Source organism: Variovorax sp. Varisp53, from assembly GCF_059491555.1.
In genome coordinates, this window is record NZ_CP168512.1 from 1,890,204 (window position 1) to 1,905,800 (window position 15,597).

Consider the following 15,597-nt stretch of genomic DNA (forward strand, 5'->3'; position numbering starts at 1 on the left):
TTCAAGGGCGGGTCAGCGTGCGCGAACGGCCGACTTCGGCCTGAACGCCTTGCAGACCGAATCGTCCGTCTCGAGGTACGGCCCGCCGATCAGGTCGATGCAGTAGGGCACCGCTGCAAAGATGCCGGGTACGACCTGCACGCCTTCGGTGTCCTTGAGCCCTTCGAGCGTTTCTGCAATCGACTTCGGCTGCCCCGGCAGGTTGATGATCAGGCTCTTGCCACGGATCACCGCCACCTGCCGCGACAGGATCGCCGTCGGCACGAAGCGCAGGCTGATCTGGCGCATCTGTTCGCCGAAGCCGGGCATTTCCTTGTGGGCCACGGCCAGCGTGGCCTCTGGGGTCACGTCGCGCAGGGCGGGGCCGGTTCCGCCGGTGGTCAGCACCAGCGAGCAGCCGGCGTCGACCAGTTCGATCAGCGTCGCGCTGATTTGCGCTGCCTCGTCGGGAATCAGTCGTGGCTCGAATTCGATGGGGTTCTTCAGTGCCCGGCCGAGCCACTCCTTCAGCGCAGGCAGGCCCTTGTCTTCGTAGGTGCCGCTGGAGGCGCGGTCGCTGACCGAGACGATGCCGATGCGAACAGAGTCAGGTGCGCTCATGGTGTTGCTCCTTCCCCTTCCGGGGGAAGGTTGGGATGGGGGCAGGCAGAGCGCTCGATGGATACGCCGCTTGCCCCCACCCCGGCCCTCCCCCGGGAGGGGAGGGAGAAAAGCAAGGGGCTCATGCGTCGTCTTCCCGGTCTTGCGCGGCGGCAGCCGCCGCATGGTCCGCGCCTCCGTGCACTGCCAGTTGCGCGCGCACGAGCTGAAAGATTTCGCGATACGCCTTACCCTGGCGGGGTGCTTCACCGGCCGGGCCGGACTTCATGTCCTTTCGGGCCTGGCGCACCAGGGCGCGCAGCTGTTGCGAGTCGGTGGCGGGATGGGTTTCGATCCAGCCGCCCAGGGTGTCGTCGTCGGCAATCAGCCGGTCGCGCCACCGTTCGGCCTCGTGCAGGGCGGCGGTTTCGGCGGCCGGCACGCTGTTCTGTTCGCTCAGGGCGAGCTTCACGGCCTCGAGCACTTCGGGCTCCAGCTTGCGCATGAGCTTGCCGATGAACTGCATCTGGCGGCGCTTGCCCTCGAAATTGGTGATGCGCCTGGCCTCGGCGATGGCGTCGACCAGTTTCTCGTCGAGCTGGAGTGCGTCGAACAGGCCGGCGCGCAGTGTGAGCAGCTCGGCGCCGAGCTTCTGCAGTTCGTCGCTTTCGCGCTTGAGATCGGTGCGGCTGGCTTCGTCGGAGCCCTTGAGCTCGCGCTTGAGCTCAAGGTCGAGTTCGCTGCCCTCGGCGACGAACTGGCCACGGACGAAATAGCCTTTTTTGGGTTTGCGGGACATGAGGTGGATTCTGGGCCGCACCGTGCGGCGTTGCAACGCGTGCAATGCGCAGTGGGAAGCTGGGGGAAAACGGGAAATGGGGGGCGCAAGTATCATAGCCACCACATGACGACATCCTCCTCGCGCGCCGATTCCGGCTTCGCCTACAGCCGCTCCTTCTTCGAAAACCTGGTCGACTCGGCCTTGGCCCACGCCAAGAAGCTCGGCGCCACCGACGCCGGGGCCGAGGCCTCCGAGGGCTGTGGCCTGAGCGTCTCGGTACGCAAGGGCGAGCTGGAAAACGTCGAGCGCAACCGCGACAAGTCGCTGGGCATCACGGTCTACGTGGGCCACCGCCGCGGCAACGCCAGCACCTCCGACTTCTCCGACGCCGCCATCAAGCAGACCGTGCAGGCGGCCTACGACATCGCCCGCTTCACGGCCGAAGACCCCGTCAGCGGCCTGCCGGACGAAGAGGACATCGCCAAGGTGCACCCCGAACTCGACCTGTTCCATCCCTGGGACGTGACGAGCGAGCAGGCCGCCAGGCTGGCGCTGGAATGCGAAGAGGCGGCCCTGACGACCGACAAGCGCATCACCAACAGCGAAGGCGCGGGCGTCTCGGCGCAGCAGAGCCACTTCTTCAGCGCCCACACGCACGGCTTTCGCGGCGGCTATGCCAGCTCGCGGCACTCGATCTCGGTGGCGCCCATCGCCGGCAAGGGCGACGACATGCAGCGCGACGCCTGGTACAGCTCCATGCGCTCGGCCGGCGAACTGGCCAGCCCGCAGGCCGTGGGCCGCTACGCCGCCGAACGGGCGCTGAGCCGCCTGAAGTCGCGCAAGATCAAGACCACCGAATGCCCGGTGCTGTTCGAGTCGCCGCTGGCCGTGGGCCTGCTGGGCGGGCTGGTGCAGGCCGTGAGCGGCGGTGCGCTGTACCGCAAGAGCAGCTTCCTGCTCGACTCGCTAGGCAAGCCGGTGCTGCCGAAGCACGTGGACGTGGCCGAAGACCCGCACGTGATGCGCGGCAAGGGCAGCGCGCCCTTCGACGACGAAGGCGTGACCACGCGGGCGCGCAAGGTGGTCGAGGCCGGCCGCCTCGAAGGCTACTTCCTGTCGACCTATTCGGCCCGCAAGCTGGGCATGAAGACCACCGGCAACGCCGGCGGTTCGCACAACCTGACGCTGAGCTCGCGCCTCACGAAGCACGGCGACGACCTCGACGCCATGCTCGCCAAGCTCGGCACCGGCCTGTTCGTGATCGAGCTGATGGGGCAGGGCGTGAACTACGTGACCGGCGACTACTCGCGCGGCGCCAGCGGCTTCTGGGTCGAGAAGGGCCGCATCGCCTTCCCGGTGCAGGAGATCACCATCGCCGGCAACCTGAAGGACATGCTCATGGGCATCGAGGCCATCGGGGCCGATGCGTACACCTTCGGCGCCAAGACCACGGGGTCGGTCCTGGTGAACCGGATGAAGATCGCGGGCAGCTGAGCCCCGGGGCGGGCGCCCGCCCGCCGGTCACTTCTTCGCAGCTTCTGCGGGCGGAGCGACCAGGTGCTCGAGCATGCGCCGCGCATTGAGCGGCAGGTCTTCCGACGAGCGCACGCAGGCCATCAGCGTGCGTTCCGCCCAGGCGTCGGAGAGCGAGGCGCGCGCAATCTTCATCGAACGCGCGCAGCGTTCGGCTGCGGTCTGCGGCACGATGCCGACGCCGATGCCGTACTCCACCATGCGGCACACGGCCTCGAAGTTGCGCACGCGCACCCGGTAGGCCAGGTGCTTGCCGAGTGCGCGCACGTGCTGGGTGATCAGCTGCTGCAGCGCACTGTTCGCGGGCAGGCCCACGAATTCGCTGTCGACCGCGTCGGCCAGCCGCAGGCGCCGGCGTCCGGCCAACGCATGGCCGCGAGGCATCACGAGCACGAGATCGTCGCGGCGAAAGGGATGGCATTCCAGGCCTTCGCTGTCGATGGCGTCCGAGACGATGCCGATGTCGCACAGGCCGCCGCGCAGCGCCTCCACCGTGTCCGGGCTGGCGCGCTCCTCGAGGTCGACCGAGATGCGCGGATGCTCGGCCAGAAAGCGGCTCAGCACCTCGGGAAGGTGCTCGGTCAGCGCCGAGGTGCCGCACATGAAGCGCACGTGGCCCTTGAGGCCCTGGCCGTATTCGCCGAGCTCGCCGCGCAGGCGTTCCATCTGCTGCAGCACGACGCGCGCATGGTGCAGCAGCGTGCGGCCGGCCTCGGTGGCGCGCACGCCCTGCGCGTGGCGCGTGAGCAGTGGGCTGCCGAGGGCGTCTTCCATGCCGCGCACGCGCTGGCTCGCGGAGGCCAGCGTCATGTGCGAGCGCCCGGCGCCACCGGTGAGGCTGCCGGCTTCGACGACGTTGAGAAAAAGCCGAAGGTCGGTGAGATCGAATCGCATGGTTCGGCGGAGTGTGCATCAAGAGCCTCAGCCGCAGCCTGAGGCTGGCTCTGCGAACACCGCATTTCCCAGTGCGGCATTGCCCGGCAGACTCGGCCGCGATGATGCATTCGAACAACTTGACGAGCTTCTGGGTTGCCGCAGCGGCCGTGTTCCTGCTGGCCGGGGTGATCAAGGGCGTGATCGGGCTGGGGCTGCCCACGGTGTCTATGGCGCTGCTCGCGCTGTGGATGCCGCCGGTGCAGGCGGCGGCGCTGCTGATCGTGCCGTCGCTGGTCACCAACGTCTGGCAGACCGGGCCGCGCGCGAGCTTCGTGCCGGTGCTCGAGCGCATCGGCGGCATGCAGGCGGGGATCGTCGCCGGCACGCTGGGCGGTGCGTTGTGGCTGGGCGTGCCGTCGGGGGCGTGGGCGACGGTGGCGCTCGGCGTGGCGCTGGTGCTCTATGCGGGCTGGGGGCTGACGGGGCGGCAGCTGCACGTGGCCGAGGGGCAGGCGCGCTGGCTGGGGCCTGTGGCGGGCATCGCCACGGGGGTGGTGACGGCCGTGACCGGCGTGTTCGTGGTGCCGGCCGTGCCGTACCTGCAGGCGCTGGGGTTCCAGCGCGACTCATTGATCCAGGCGATGGGCATTTCGTTCACCACCTCGACCGTGGTTCTAGCCATCGGGCTGGCCGGGAACGGAAGCTATCCGATGTCGGCGGTAGGCGGCTCGATCGCGATGCTGGTGCCGGCCATCGGCGGCATGGTGCTCGGGACCTGGCTGCGGCGGCGGTTTTCGGTGACCGTGTTCCGGCGCTGCTTCCTGGTCGGACTGGCGCTGCTGGGCGTGTACATGGTCACGCGCGCCGCGGGCTGAAAAGCCTCAGGCCGCGAGCAGCAGGGCCGTGCGCACGCGCTCGATTGTCTGGCGGTAGGGCAGGGCGAAGTCGTCGATGGCATCGCCGGGTTCGAGCCAGCTGAACAGGAAGATGAGGCCTTCTTCTTCAGGACTGCCGGTGGCGGTGTGCATGAAGGTCTCGGGCAGCCTGCCCTCGGCGCGCATCAGGAACAGGTGCCACAGCTGCGGATGGCGGTGCGTGTTGCCCTCGACGCCGGCTTCGCATTCGCGGTCGAGCGTGCCGAGCGACTGCAGCGGGCCGGCGTAGTCGATGCCCGATTCTTCGAGCAGCTCGCGGCGCACCGCGATCTCGGGCGACTCGCCGGGCTCGATGGTGCCCTTGGGGAGCTGCATGTTGCCATCCTCGGGATGGCGGAATACCAGCAGCCGGCCCTGCGCGTCGACCAGGCAGGCACAGGCCTTGAGGATCGGGGCGCTGGGGCTGCCGGTGCTCATCAGGCGCCTGTCAGGGCCGCTTTGACGGCGGCGCTGACCTGGCCCATGTCGGCCTTGCCGGCGAGGCGGGTCTTGACCACGCCCATCACCTTGCCCATGTCGCCGGGGCCGCTGGCGCCCAGTTCGGCCACGATGGCCTTCACTGCGGCCACCGTTTCATCGGCGCTCATGCGCTGGGGCAGGTAGACCTCGAGCACCTTGATCTCGGCAGCCTCCTTGTCGGCCAGGTCGATGCGGCCGCCGGTGGTGAAGGCGGCGATCGAGTCCTTGCGCTGCTTGACCATCTTGTCGACGATGGCGACGACCATGGCGTCGTCGAGCTCCACGCGCTCGTCGACTTCCTTCTGCTTCAAGGCTGCGAGCAGCAGGCGGATGGTGGCGAGGCGCTCGGAGTCCTTGGCGCGCATCGCCGTCTTCATGTCTTCGGTGATCTGTTCTTTGAGTGTCATTCGGCAACCTTTCGGAAAAAACAAAAGCCGCGGCAGGTTTCCCTGGCGCGGCTGAGGCAACGGGGCAGTAGCGCCGACTTTCGTCGAGAGCGAACCGCCCGGGGCGTTGCTTAGTACAGCTTCTTGGGCAGCTGCATGCTGCGCACGCGCTTGTAGTGGCGCTTGACCGCGGCGGCCTTCTTGCGCTTGCGCTCGGCGGTCGGCTTTTCGTAGAACTCGCGGGCGCGCAGGTCGGTCAGCAGGCCGAGCTTTTCGATGGTGCGCTTGAAACGGCGCAGTGCGACGTCGAAGGGCTCGTTTTCTTTAACGCGGATGGTGGTCATTGATGAATCGTTGAACTGAAGTTGGCTCGGGGAGATCGAGGCCCAAAGCCGGGGTTCCTCAACTGAAATCTTTGGTGGCCGTTGAGGGGAGGCCAGAAGTTAGCCCGAGATTATAGCGCGCTTGCGCAGGCGTGCGCGCTCGCCCAGGCCCATTGGAAGTTGTATCCGCCCAACCAACCCGTCACATCGACCACTTCGCCGATGAAATACAGGCCCGGCTGCTTCGATTCCATGGTCTGGGACGACAGGTCGCGGGTGTCGACGCCGCCGGCCGTCACCTCGGCCTTCTTGTAGCCTTCGGTGCCGCTGGGGGTGATCTGCCAGCGGGCGATGCGCTCCGACAGGGCGGCCAGCGCCTTGTCGGCGGCCTCGTTGACGGGGCGCTGCAGGGCCGGGTCCTGTCCGACCCAGGCGTCGGCCAGCCGGGAGGGCACCAGCGTGGCCAGTTCGTTGGCGATGCGCTTCTTCGAGCGCAGCTTGGCTTCGCCGAGCGCCTCGGCCACGTTCGTGCCCGGCGCGAAATCGAGCGTCAGCGGGGTGCCGGGCTTCCAGTAGCTCGAAATCTGCAGCACCGCCGGGCCCGACAGGCCCCGGTGGGTGAACAGCAGGTCTTCGAGGAATGCCGTCTTTTCCTTCCTGGCACCGGTTTCGATGCGCACCGGCAACGCGAGCCCGGCCAGTTCGGCATACGGCGCCCAGGCCTCGCCGCCGAAGGACAGCGGCACCAGCGCCGGCCGGGGCGTCACGAGGCGCAGGCCGAACTGCTCGGCGATGCGGTAGCCGAAGTCGCTGGCGCCGATCTGGGGAATCGACAGGCCGCCGGTGGCAACCACGATCTTCGGCGTCTCGATGGCACCGCGGCTGCTCTCGATTCGATAGCTGCCAGAGCCCGTCAGCGTGATGTTTCCAGCCTTGCACGGCTGCCAGCGCTCGACCCCGCCCGCCGCGCATTCCGCCAGCAGCAGGTCGACGATCTGCTGCGAGGAGCCGTCGCAGAACAGCTGCCCCTTGTGCTTCTCATGGAAGGCGATGCCGTGCTTCTGCACCAGCTCGATGAACTGCTGCGGCGCATAGCGCGACAGCGCCGAGCGGCAGAAGTTAGGGTTGTCGCCGATGAAGTGGCGCTGCGGCGCGCGCACGTCGAGGTCGCGGTTGGTGAAATTGGCGCGGCCGCCGCCCGAGATGCGGATCTTCTCGCCCACCTTCTCGCTGTGGTCCACCACCAGCACCTTGAGCCCGCGCCGGCCTGCGACGCCGGCGCAGAACAGCCCGGCGGCCCCGGCGCCGATCACGACGACGTCGAAATGGGAAGACTCGGGTGCGCTCAAGGGCCGTCTGCCGCGAGCAGAGGCGGCGGGTTGTATTTCAGGTGGCCCACGTAGCGCAGCGGCTGCGTGGCGGCGATGGAGGGCACGTCGCCCTCGCGCATGTGCAGCAGGTCGGCCGGGCTCACCCAGCGCGGGTCGGCATCGGTGATTGGCAGGCCGGCCTGCCTGTAGGCCTCGAGCACGAACTGCGAGCAGAAGAACTGGTCGTCGCGGCTCGCGCCCAACTGCACCATCGCCATGCCGCTCATGCAGTAGTGGCTGACTGCGCCCGGCACCAGCGGCAGCTCGCACAGGCGCCGGTTCAGCACGAAAGGCGCGTTCAGCAGCACGCCCACGGTGTTGTAGCGCGCGCCGACCTGCGACAGCGCCCATTCGCGCATGCGCCCGGCGCCGGCTTCGTCGACGCCCGGCACGCGGAAGGCCACCACCATCTGCTCTTCATCGACCACCTCGGTCAGCGGCCGTGCGCGCACGCCGGTGCCCACGGCTTCGGCGATCTGGCCGTCGCCGAGGTAGAGCACCGCATGGCTTACCGGCGAGAAGGTGCCCAGCCGGATGCCGAAGGAGTTCAACGTGGCGATGGAGGTCAGCAGGATGTCGCCCGGCGCCAGCGGGGCGGCGGCTATGAGCTCGCCGCCGTTGCCCGGTGCGATGACCGAGCTCTGCACCCGCACGCGCAGGCCGGCGTCCTTGGTCGGCAGGTCGACGCGGGTGGCGCAGGCCGTGAGCAGCAGGGCGGCGCCCGCGGCAGCGAGGGCCGCGAAAGTCCGGAAGCGGGAGCGCATCAGCCTTTCCAGACGAACGGGAACTTCAGCTGCTTGAAGAAGCCGTTGGGCACGTAGTCGCCCAGCACGCCGTATTTCTCGGGCCAGAGCTTGGTGCTCTTCACCGCGGTGCCGAAGAGGTAGTCGAGGAAGGCGTAGTGCGCCGCGTAGTTCTTGTCGAGCGCCTCGATGTCCTGGCTGTGGTGCCAGTGGTGGAAGTTGGGCGTCACGATCAGGTAGCGCAGCGGGCCGAGCCGCACGCTCACGTTGCAGTGGTTGAACACCGCCTGGAAGCCCACCACCACGATGTAGGCGTCGATCACTTCCTTGCTGAAGCCCAGCACGTAGATCGGCGCGAGCACCAGCGTGCGCGTGATCAGCAGTTCGAGGATGTGCTGGCGCGAGCCCGCCATCCAGTCCATGCTCTTCACGCTGTGGTGCACCGCGTGCAGGCGCCACAACACCGGCACCTCGTGGTACGCGCGGTGCGTCCAGTACTGCACGAGATCGGCCACCAGGATGATCAGCAGGATGCCGGCCCAGAACGGCAGGTTGCCCACCCAGCCGCGGATGCCGTCGTTGGCGGCCCAGCCGAAGAACTTGTGCACCATCAGGTTGGTGGCCAGCAGCACGAAGCCCACGATCATGTGGTTCACCACGAAGTGGTGGAAGTCGGTCTGCCACTCCTCGCGGAACACGGGTTGGTCTTTGCGCAGCGCAAAGAGCTTCTCGATGAAGATGAAGATCAGCGACGAGCCCAGCAGGTCGAGGATGAACCAGTCCAGCCCGATGTACGGCGTGTTGTCCGCGAAGTCGTGCACCGGCACCTTGTGCCCGCCCAGCAGCGCCGAGGCCGCCACCAGCAGGAACGCGGCCGACGACAGCCAGCGCGAGCGATTGAAGATGATGTTGACCAGCGACAGCCCGCCCGAGATCACCATGGCCGCCAGCAGGATGAAGCGCATCACGTCGACGTTGTAGCTCTTGCGCAGCTCGGGCGTGGTGAGGTACTGCGGAAAGTGGAAGGCCAGCACGCCGAGGAAGCACAGGATGCCGAGGCTCAGTGCGATGGTTCCTGTGACCAGGCCTCGGCCGCGGCGCAATTCGCCGTGGCTTTCCGTGAATTCATTGAGTTTCTCGAGCATTTCCGCCTCTTTCCTGCTTGCGCTTTTGTTGGGGCGCGATTTTAGGCGGCTGTAGGAAAACGCTCACGCCTTCCGCACAGAGCGCCGGCGCAGCAGCGCAGCCGCGCCCAGCGCCACCGCCATGACCAGCAACGACACCACGGTGGTCACCGTGCCCAGCGCATAGATCGAGGGCGTGGTGACGGTCGAGGTCAGCCCCTGCAGTTCGAGCGGCAGCGTGTTGACGTCGCCGATGGCCTGCGAGGTGCGGGCAATCTCGTCCCACGACAGCGTGAAGCCGAACATGCCGATGCCCACGATCGATGGGCCGATCAGCGGCAGCACCACGAAGCGGAAGGTCTGCCACGGCGTTGCGCCGAGGTCGCGCGCGGCTTCCTCGTAGGCCGGGTTGAAGCGGTTGAACACCGCGAACATGATGAGCAGCCCGAACGGCAGCGTCCACGTCAGGTGCGCGCCGAGGGCGGAGCTGAACAGGCCGAGCGCGGTGCCGTAGCCCTCAAGCAGCGTGGTTGCGTCCACGGCCGTGAGCAGGCTCTTGATGCCCGTGTCGAGCAGCCGGAACTGCAGGCCGATGCCCAGCGAAATGATGATCGACGGCATGATGAGGCTGGCGACCGTGACGAAGAACAGGGCGTTGCTGCCCGCGAGCTTCTTGCGGAACGCGAGCCCGGCGAGCACCGACAGCACGACGGTGAAAGCCATCACCACCGCACCCAGCGCCAGCGAGCGCCGGAAGGCCGCGCCGATGTCGACGGTGCCCAGGCCTTCGGCCAGCTTGTAGAACCAGTGCAGCGAGAGGCCGCGCAGCGGAAAGGTCAGGCCGCCCTCGGGGCCCTGGAAGCTCAGCACGAAGATGGTGATCATCGGGCCGTAGAGGAACAGCACGAATAGAGCGAAGACTGTCGCCAGGGGCCAGAAGCCGGGAGGGCGTTGTTCTCTGATGTGTTGGGTCATAAGGGTCCTTCAGGGCGGGTGCACGGGCCACCGGGTACTCCCCTCCGCGAATGTCCCCCGCCTTCGGCTCCTCCTTTATTTCGCTGCGGGGAGCACCCGGTGCCCTGTGCACGATGGGCGCGGCGCTTATGCGAGCCGATCAACCGGTGCTCTGAACGATCGCGCCGATGGGGTGCCTTGCGCAGCGAAATAAAGGAGGAGCCCGAAGGGCGGGGGACATTCGCGGAGCAAGGTACCCCGTCGGCGTGATCGCACCCCGAACGTTGCCGCACGATTCGAACGTCAGAGCTCCGGCTCACTTCAGAGCTCCTTGCGAATATCGACCAGCCGGGTGAGCCCCCAGATGATCATCAGCACCACCGCCAGCAGGATCATCGCGTTGGCCGCAGCCAGCGGAAACTGCAGGTACGAGGTCTGCACCTGGATGATCTTGCCGATCGACGCGATCTGCTGGCCGCCCATCACGCCGATGGTGACGAAGTCGCCCATGACGATGGTGATGACGAAGATCGATCCGATCAGGATGCCGGTGCGCGACAGCGGCACCACCACGTTCCACAGCGTCTGCCAGCCCGAGGCGCCCGCGTCGCTGGCCGCTTCGAGCAGCGAGCGATCGATGCGCATCATGCTGTTGAAGATCGGCACGATCATGAACATCGTGTACAGGTGCACGAAGGCCAGCACCACGGAGAAATCGGAGAACAGCAGCCACTCCACCGGCTGGTTCACGAGGCCCGTACCCATCAGCGCCTGGTTGACCAGCCCGTTGCGCCCCAGCAGCGGCACCCACGAGACCATGCGGATCACGTTGGAAGTCCAGAAGGGCACGGTGCACAGCACGAACAGCACCGTTTGCATCGTCGACGAGCGCACGTGGAACGCCAGGAAGTAGGCCACCGAAAAGCCGACGAGCAGCGTGATGCCCCACACCAGCACGCAGAACTTGAAGGTGCTCAAGTAGGTGTTCAGCGTGACGCAGAGATCGCCGTTGTCGGTGAGACTCGCGCAACCCTCGAACAGGCTCAGGTAGTTGCGCAGCGTGACGGCCGGGATCAGCTCGTACTCGTTGAAATTCCACAGGCTGACCATCGCGACCAGCGCCAGCGGAATCAGGAAGAACAGCAGGAACACCAGCGCGAACGGCGCCGCCTGCCACCACGCCTTGACGGCGTGGACGGGGGCAGCGGCGACGGACGCGCGGGTGGCGGGAGCGCTCACAGGCTCAGGCCGCAACGAACTCGTTCCACTTGCGGACCATGTATTCGTTCTCGTCCATCACCGCGTTCCAGCACGCGATGCCGCCCATGCGCTGCTCGTAGCTGCCACCGTCGCGCACTGCGCCGGCCTTGGCGATCACGTCGCCCTGGGGGCTCTTGATGTCCTGGGCTGCAGGCTTGCCTTCCATCCAGTAGGCCCATTCGTAGGCTTCCATCTTGGCCTTGGCGGTGTCGAGCACGGCGCTGTAGTAGCCTTGGCGGTTGAGGTACGCACCGGCCCAGCCGTCGAGGAACCAGTTGATGAACTCATAGGCGCCATCGAGCTTCTTGCCCGAGAGCGTGGCCGGCAGGCCGAAGCCCGATGCCCAGGCGCGGTAGCCTTCCTTGAGCGGCTGGAAGGTGCAGTCGATGCCCTTGCTGCGCACGGCCGTCACGGCGGGCGACCACATCGACTGGATCACCACTTCGCCGGAGGCCATCAGGTTCACCGACTCGTTGAAGTCCTTCCACAGCGCGCGGAACTGGCCGGCCTTCTTGGCTTCGATCAGGGTCTTGATCGTCAGGTCGATCTCGGCCTTGGTCATGTTGCCCTTGTCGGCGTACTTGTGGATGCCCTTGGCTTCCACCACCATCGCGGCGTCCATGATGCCGATCGACGGAATGTTCAGGATCGCCGCCTTGCCCTTGAACTCCGGGTTCAGCAGCTCGGCCCAGGAGCCGATTGGGCGCTTGATCAGGTCGGGGCGAATGCCCAGCGTGTCGGCGTTGTAGGTGGTCGGGATCAGCGACATGAACTGCGTGGCCGACTTGGCGAAGGCCTTGCTCTTCTCGCCTTCGAGGTAAATCACCTTGACCGGCGCCGTACCCTGGCTGCCGACCTTCTTGCCCGCCACTTCGCCCTTGGTGAAGAGCGAGGTGATCTTGTCGGCGTTCTTCACGCGCTTGGTGTCGATGCCCTTGAGGTTGCCGGTCGGCACGATCTTCTTGAGCGAGAAGAACTCGGTGTCGATCAGGTCGAAGCTGTTCGGCGCGGTGACTGCGCGCTTGGTCACGTCGTCGGTGGTCACGGCCACGTACTGGATCTCGATGCCGGTGTCGGCCTTGAACTTCTCGGCAATGGCCTTGTCCTGGTTCACGGCGGTGCCGAGGTAGCGCAGCACGACCTTCTCCTGCGCATGCACGAAGGGCGCGACGCCCGCAGCCAGGATGCCGGCCGTGCCTTGCAGCAGGGTGCGACGCTTGACGCCGGTGGACGAGTCGATGGGGTCGGTCATGGCTAGGTCTCCAGAAAAAAAGTGGAAGGGGACGAACGCGGGAAAAAGAGAAAGCGGGTCGCGGGAGCGCTCACAGGGTCAGGGCGAGTGCGGCTGTGTCGTCACGCAGGGTGTTTGCGTTGGCGGGCGCCGGCACCCGCTCGCCCGGCGGCCTGGCGCCGGGGCCGAGCACGCGCGCGTCGGCCTCGGCCCACGAAAGGCGAACCGCCTCGCCTTGCGCATAGGGGCGCGAGAGAAAGGCGGCCTCGCCCAGCAGCACCGAAACGTTCTGGCGCCCCGGCGCGACGGCGTCGAGCGCCAGGCCGAGCAGCACGTAGGTGCCCTGGTACTCGACGTCGGTGACGGTGGCGGGCAAGCCGGCCGCCGTGGCGGCATCCGTTGCCGCGGCGATCCGCATGTGGTCGTTGCGCACGGCGATCGGGCCGGCCGGCGTATCGAACACGTTGTGGCCGCCCATGAAGCGCGCCACGAATTCGCTCGCCGGATGGTTGTAGACCGCGTGCGGCGAGCCGACCTGCTCGATCACGCCGTGGTTCATGACCACCATGGTGTCGGCCAGCGCCATCGCTTCCTCCTGCGAGTGCGTGACGTGCACGAAGGTCAGGCCCAGTTCCTTCTGCCAGCGCCGCAGCTCGGCGCGCATCTGGATACGCAGGAAGGGGTCGAGCGCCGAGAGCGGCTCGTCGAGCAGCAGCACGCGCGGTTCGGTGATGAGCGCCCGCGCCAGCGCCACGCGCTGCTGCTGGCCGCCCGAAAGTTCACCGGGCTTGCGCGCGGCCAGGTGGCCCATGGCGACGCGCGCGAGCAGGTCGTTGGCGCGCCGGTGGCGCTCAGCCTTGCCGACGCCTTTCATCTTGAGGCTGAAGGCCACGTTGTCGGTGGCCGACAGGTGGGGGAACAGCGCGAAGCTCTGGAACATCATCGCCGTGCCGCGCGCGGCGGCGGGCAGGTTCGTGATGTTGCGGTTGTCCAGCAGGATGTCGCCGCTGGTGACCGACTCGTGGCCGGCAACCATGCGCAGCGTGGTGCTCTTGCCGCAACCCGAAGGGCCCAGCAGGCAGCAGTAGCTGCCGCTGGCGATGCGCAGGTCGATCTGGTCCACGGCAGCCGGCGTACCGGGGGCGTAGCGCTTGGTGAGCGCGACGATTTCGACTGCGGCGGGGACGGGCGTGGCAACGGCATTCATTGCCGGGAGCCCAGCAGGAACCATGCCACGCCGCGGCCTGCGGCATCCGCGCCGCCGTCGTCCTGGTCAGGTGCTGCTCAGGTACCGAATTTGCCCGCGCTCGCCGGCAGCGCCGCCGCCGCAAGCCCGCGCAGCACGTCGCCCACGACGATCACCGCGGGGCTCGCCAGCCCGGCTTCGGCGATGCCGCTTTGCAGCTTGTCGAGCGTGGTCGCGATGTGGCGCTGGTGCGGCAGGCTCGCATGCTGGATGACCGCCACCGGCGTGTCGCCCGGCAGGCCTTGCAGCAGCTCGCGTTCGATGTGCGCGGCACCCGACACGCCCATGTAGATCACCAGCGTCAGGCGTGCGTTGTAGGCCGTCGCGGCCAGCGCGCGCCAGTCGGTCGGGTCTTCGCCCGCGCCCGCGCCGGTCTTGGCATGGCCGGTGACGAACACCACGCCCTGCGCATGGTCGCGGTGCGTGAGCGGCACGCCCAGCGAGGTCACGGCCGCAAGGCCCGCGGTGATGCCGTTGACCACGGCGCATTCGATGCCGGCTTCGCGCAGGTGCTCCACCTCTTCGCCGCCGCGGCCGAAGATGAACGGGTCGCCGCCTTTGAGCCGGACCACGGTTTCGCCTTCGCGCACTGCGGTGATCATCAGCCGCTCGATGAAGGCCTGCGGCGTGCTCTTGCAGCCGCCGCGCTTGCCCACGTGCACGATGCGCGCGCCGGGGCGGGCGTAGGCCTGCACGATCTGGTCGCTCACGAGGTCGTCGACCAGCAGCACCGTCGCGGCCTGGATTGCCTTCACGGCCTTGACGGTCAGCAGTTCCGGGTCGCCGGGGCCGGCGCCCACCAGGGTGCAGTGGCCGGTGATGAGAGTGGATGCGTTGTTCATGCGTGGGATGCCAGTTGCGTGATGTGCCTGACTTGCGTTGCGATGGCCTCGGGCACGGGAAGCTCGCCATTCAATACGCGGCGCGTGTAGTCGGCGGTGGTCGCGACGTCGATTTCCTTCGGCAGGCCCGGCACGTCTGTGGCGGTGCCGGCCTGCTGCGCCTGCAGCTCGGTGCGCACGCCGCGCACGAAGCCGTCGATCTGCGCGGTGCGGCGCGGATCGGACACCACTTCGCCTTCGAGGCCGCGCGAGAGCAGGGCGGTCATGCCCGTGAGCTCGAAGGTCTCGCCCATGGTGCGCGCGTATTCGGGGTGCGTGTAGCTCGCGATCACCACGCAGGGGCCGGCGGTGGGCTGCATCAGCTTGACCACGCTGTGGCCGGGGTTGCGCAGGCCGACCACGCGGCGCACGTCGAGCAGGCGCTTGAGCGCGGGGTTCAGCAGCTCGGTCGGCGCAAAGGCCGCTTCGCCGTTGGCGATGGGGCGGATTTCGGTCATCGGCGGCAGGTCGAGTGCCGTGAGCACGTTCGACGCGAGCACGCGCGAGGTTTCGCTTGCGCTGCCATGCACCAGCACCGGCAGGCCTTCGCGGGCCAGCAGCAGCGCCAGCAGCGGCGTGAGCACCGGCAGCTTGCGCGCGCCGTTGTAGCTCGGCAGCACGACCAGCGAGCGGTCGCCGGCCGGGATGCGGTTCAGCCGCGCATGGGTTGCATCGAGGAAGCCGGCCATCTCCTCGGGCGTTTCGCCCTTGATGCGCATGGCCAGGCAGAAGCCGCCGATCTCGAGGTCGGTGACGGTGCCGTCCAGCACCTGGCCGAACAGGTCGGTGGCCTGTTCGCGCGTGAGCGGCTTGGCGCCTCGCGCGCCGCGGCCGATTTCCTTGATGTATTGGCTGATTCCCATGGGTGGGTGGATTGTCCTGCAAGGCTTATGCCGGAATGCGAGGTGGCTTATGC

17 protein-coding genes are annotated in these 15,597 nt (G+C 67.5%); 2 read left to right on the forward strand and 15 right to left on the reverse strand.

Features of this window, described 5'->3' with window-relative positions:
• Positions 1 to 12 precede the first annotated feature (12 nt).
• Both mog and yjgA read right to left on the reverse strand, forming a co-directional pair.
• Positions 13 to 600, reverse strand: a complete 588-nt coding sequence (gene mog / locus ACEOAB_RS08715; RefSeq protein WP_413750631.1) for a molybdopterin adenylyltransferase — start codon at positions 598 to 600, stop codon at positions 13 to 15.
• Between the two features lie 121 nt (positions 601 to 721).
• Positions 722 to 1,378, reverse strand: coding sequence for a ribosome biogenesis factor YjgA (gene yjgA, locus ACEOAB_RS08720; RefSeq protein ID WP_413751135.1), 657 nt, complete (start codon positions 1,376 to 1,378; stop codon positions 722 to 724).
• 105 nt (positions 1,379 to 1,483) lie between these two features.
• On the opposite strand from yjgA, the gene pmbA reads away from it, so the two are divergent.
• Entirely contained in the window at positions 1,484 to 2,854 is a 1,371-nt protein-coding gene (gene pmbA / locus ACEOAB_RS08725; protein ID WP_413751136.1) for a metalloprotease PmbA, read from the forward strand.
• A 27-nt stretch (positions 2,855 to 2,881) separates the two neighbouring features.
• Here the strand turns inward: pmbA and ACEOAB_RS08730 are convergent, their stop codons facing one another.
• Positions 2,882 to 3,787 (reverse strand): LysR family transcriptional regulator, encoded by a 906-nt coding sequence (locus ACEOAB_RS08730; RefSeq protein ID WP_413751137.1) that lies wholly within the window; start codon positions 3,785 to 3,787, stop codon positions 2,882 to 2,884.
• Positions 3,788 to 3,888: 101 nt separating this feature from the next.
• On the opposite strand from ACEOAB_RS08730, the gene ACEOAB_RS08735 reads away from it, so the two are divergent.
• On the forward strand, positions 3,889 to 4,644 hold the full coding sequence (locus ACEOAB_RS08735) for a sulfite exporter TauE/SafE family protein (RefSeq protein WP_495653609.1): 756 nt from the start codon (positions 3,889 to 3,891) through the stop codon (positions 4,642 to 4,644).
• Between the two features lie 6 nt (positions 4,645 to 4,650).
• Here ACEOAB_RS08735 and ACEOAB_RS08740 read toward each other — a convergent pair whose 3' ends face one another.
• From ACEOAB_RS08740 to ybiB, 12 genes are all read right to left on the reverse strand, one after another.
• On the reverse strand, positions 4,651 to 5,121 hold the full coding sequence (locus tag ACEOAB_RS08740; RefSeq protein WP_056596380.1) for an NUDIX domain-containing protein: 471 nt from the start codon (positions 5,119 to 5,121) through the stop codon (positions 4,651 to 4,653).
• On the reverse strand, positions 5,121 to 5,570 hold the full coding sequence (locus tag ACEOAB_RS08745; RefSeq protein WP_007833692.1) for a GatB/YqeY domain-containing protein: 450 nt from the start codon (positions 5,568 to 5,570) through the stop codon (positions 5,121 to 5,123). The genes ACEOAB_RS08740 and ACEOAB_RS08745 overlap by 1 nt, the downstream gene beginning before the upstream one ends.
• Before the next feature lie 110 nt (positions 5,571 to 5,680).
• Positions 5,681 to 5,893 carry a 30S ribosomal protein S21 gene (gene rpsU, locus ACEOAB_RS08750; protein ID WP_007833691.1) on the reverse strand — a complete coding sequence of 71 codons (213 nt, stop codon included), beginning with the start codon at positions 5,891 to 5,893 and terminating at the stop codon, positions 5,681 to 5,683.
• A gap of 110 nt (positions 5,894 to 6,003) precedes the next feature.
• Positions 6,004 to 7,221, reverse strand: a complete 1,218-nt coding sequence (locus tag ACEOAB_RS08755) for a BaiN/RdsA family NAD(P)/FAD-dependent oxidoreductase (RefSeq protein ID WP_495653610.1) — start codon at positions 7,219 to 7,221, stop codon at positions 6,004 to 6,006.
• A complete protein-coding gene (locus tag ACEOAB_RS08760; RefSeq protein WP_495653611.1) occupies positions 7,218 to 8,006 on the reverse strand; it encodes a YaeF family permuted papain-like enzyme in 789 nt (262 codons plus the stop codon). Before ACEOAB_RS08760 ends, ACEOAB_RS08755 begins: the two co-directional genes overlap by 4 nt.
• Entirely contained in the window at positions 8,006 to 9,130 is a 1,125-nt protein-coding gene (locus ACEOAB_RS08765) for a sterol desaturase family protein (RefSeq protein WP_413312576.1), read from the reverse strand. Before ACEOAB_RS08765 ends, ACEOAB_RS08760 begins: the two co-directional genes overlap by 1 nt.
• 63 nt (positions 9,131 to 9,193) lie before the next feature.
• Positions 9,194 to 10,084, reverse strand: coding sequence for an ABC transporter permease (locus tag ACEOAB_RS08770; RefSeq protein ID WP_056596368.1), 891 nt, complete (start codon positions 10,082 to 10,084; stop codon positions 9,194 to 9,196).
• Positions 10,085 to 10,384: 300 nt separating this feature from the next.
• Positions 10,385 to 11,302 carry an ABC transporter permease gene (locus tag ACEOAB_RS08775; protein WP_413750394.1) on the reverse strand — a complete coding sequence of 306 codons (918 nt, stop codon included), beginning with the start codon at positions 11,300 to 11,302 and terminating at the stop codon, positions 10,385 to 10,387.
• Positions 11,303 to 11,306: 4 nt separating this feature from the next.
• Positions 11,307 to 12,575 (reverse strand): ABC transporter substrate-binding protein, encoded by a 1,269-nt coding sequence (locus tag ACEOAB_RS08780; protein ID WP_056596363.1) that lies wholly within the window; start codon positions 12,573 to 12,575, stop codon positions 11,307 to 11,309.
• A gap of 70 nt (positions 12,576 to 12,645) precedes the next feature.
• Complete coding sequence (locus ACEOAB_RS08785) at positions 12,646 to 13,761, reverse strand: ABC transporter ATP-binding protein (RefSeq protein ID WP_495653612.1); 1,116 nt, start codon at positions 13,759 to 13,761, stop codon at positions 12,646 to 12,648.
• Between the two features lie 77 nt (positions 13,762 to 13,838).
• Positions 13,839 to 14,642, reverse strand: coding sequence for a uroporphyrinogen-III C-methyltransferase (cobA, locus tag ACEOAB_RS08790; RefSeq protein ID WP_413751227.1), 804 nt, complete (start codon positions 14,640 to 14,642; stop codon positions 13,839 to 13,841).
• Complete coding sequence (gene ybiB, locus ACEOAB_RS08795) at positions 14,639 to 15,544, reverse strand: DNA-binding protein YbiB (protein WP_413751226.1); 906 nt, start codon at positions 15,542 to 15,544, stop codon at positions 14,639 to 14,641. The genes cobA and ybiB overlap by 4 nt, the downstream gene beginning before the upstream one ends.
• Between the last annotated feature and the right edge of the window lie 53 nt (positions 15,545 to 15,597).